Annotated in this window: 1 protein-coding gene; it reads left to right on the top strand. The window is 43.6% G+C overall.

Going from position 1 to position 1,998, the window contains the following annotated elements:
* A partial coding sequence (locus tag ABHN01_RS25335) for a sigma-54 interaction domain-containing protein (protein WP_429877839.1) occupies nucleotides 1–1,239 on the top strand: 1,239 nt, incomplete at its 5' end.
* Nucleotides 1,240–1,998 lie beyond the last annotated feature (759 nt).

The raw sequence follows: 1,998 nt of genomic DNA, 5'->3' as shown, positions 1-1,998 counted from the left end.
GTCCAGACCTGTCAGATGGAGATGGAACTCATCCAGCTGTCCATGGACATGATTGAAGCCCATCCCCACCTGGCGATCTGCAGCCCTTCCGGTAAGATTTTAGCTATGGGGCAAGCCCTTCGCCGAAGATGTACGGATTTGGCTGGAATGAAAATCAAAGACGCCATTCACTTTGGTCTGATCAAGGAAACCCAAGTACCATTATATAATGACCACAAAAGCATCATTGGCTATTGTGTCCGTCTGGTGCCCGATCAGCAGAGTCCGCAAATACAAGTCCAGAACACAGTCGGCAGTTCTACTTTTTCGTTCCCTGGCGAAACGGGCAGAAGTCCTGCCTTTCAACAAACGATCGAAGGGATCAAACGGGTTGCCCCCCGTTCTCTGAGTGTCTATATTTCAGGAGAAACCGGAACAGGAAAAGAGCTGGTCGCTCGTGCAATTCATGAAAACAGTCCAAGAAAAAAAGGACCGTTCATTGCCGTAAACTGTGGAGCGCTTTCGGCAGAACTGATCGAGAGTGAACTATTCGGTTATGCACCGGGTGCATTTACAGGCGCTAAAAAACAAGGGGCCGAAGGGAAATTTCAGCAGGCGGACGGAGGAACCATCTTTCTGGATGAAATCGGGGAAATTTCACCGGCCATGCAGGTGGCTCTACTAAGAGTGCTCCAGGAGAAAAAAGTGACCCCTGTCGGAGGGACGAAGGAAATCCCGGTTGATTTCCGGGTGATCTGTGCCACTCATCAGGATCTGGGACAGCTCGTTCAGAAAGGGTCTTTCAGGAAAGATTTATTTTATCGGCTCCACGTTTATCCGCTGGTGGTTCCTGCACTCCGCGAGAGAAAGGAAGACATTCCCGATCTTATCCGGTATTATTGCGAGAAAAGCGGGATTGTTCCAAACTGGCCGGATCATTTAATGGAAAAAATGATGGCCTACCACTGGCCCGGCAATATCAGAGAGCTATTTAATGTGATCGAACGGCTGCATATTTTGCCGCCGGTCGCCATGGACACTGATCAACTGAACCGTCTTCTGCTGCCATTGGAACATCAGGAAGCAGAACACCAATTACCCTTAAAAGAGGAGCCATCCCTTTCCTTTCGGGATAAAGTACAGCGTGATGTGATAATGGACGCACTGAAGAAAACAAAAGGAAACGTGACGCTTGCTGCAAAACTGTGCGAAATCCCGCGAAGCACATTTTATAAAAAAATTCAAAAATTCGGGCTCTGAATAGTATTTGCAAGGACAGAAAAGATTAAGGACCATTAACACCAGTTTTAAAGGAGGAAGAAATGGCTTGAACAAATCAAAGCAAAGGCATCGTAGTTTATTTCGGATGCCTTTTTCCATAAGTTACCTATAGTCTCATCACTACTAAGTGTATTGATTCATCTCTCCAATAACTAGGTGTTCCTGCAGGCCTATTTGTCGATTTATCTCTTCAATGGTATCTAGGGATATTGGGACTACTGAGGAAGAAAATTATCATTGAAACTGGTTGCACTGCTTGAGGGAAAAAGCCTTGCTCGACATTATTGAGAAAACGAGTGAGTCTCTTGAAAAAATAAATGATACTCAAGAAAAAATACTTTTCCGGATAGAGAACTTAGAATCCGGGTTTAACCTGATGAGAGATATTCGCGATAGATTCAACTTCCATGAAGTCAAAAAAGAGCATTTCGGAAGGGGAGAACAATGAGATTTTGTACATTTTTTTCTTTTATTTTCTCTTGCTCTTAATACAAATACTCGGATAATGACTTAAAGGGATAAAAGTAAAGCAATAGACAAAAAGACCGCTCCTAAAATCAACCTATTAGTAAAATTACCGGCTTCCATCATGTCGATATTTCCTTACATTATGTCCCTTTACTAGAAGCACTAATACCGGCCGTTTGACCCGCCTTTTAGTTTTTTACTGATTCCAATGTATTAGAAACCACAAAGTGGAATTGAAAATGGGTACCTAAGTGGTAATGAGGATAATTA

The organism is Fictibacillus sp. NRS-1165 (assembly GCF_050468105.1).
Taxonomy (GTDB): domain Bacteria; phylum Bacillota; class Bacilli; order Bacillales; family Fictibacillaceae; genus Fictibacillus_C; species Fictibacillus_C terrinigri.
The sequence above is the reverse complement of the archived record's forward strand: the minus strand, read 5'-3'. Positions and strand labels throughout refer to the sequence as shown.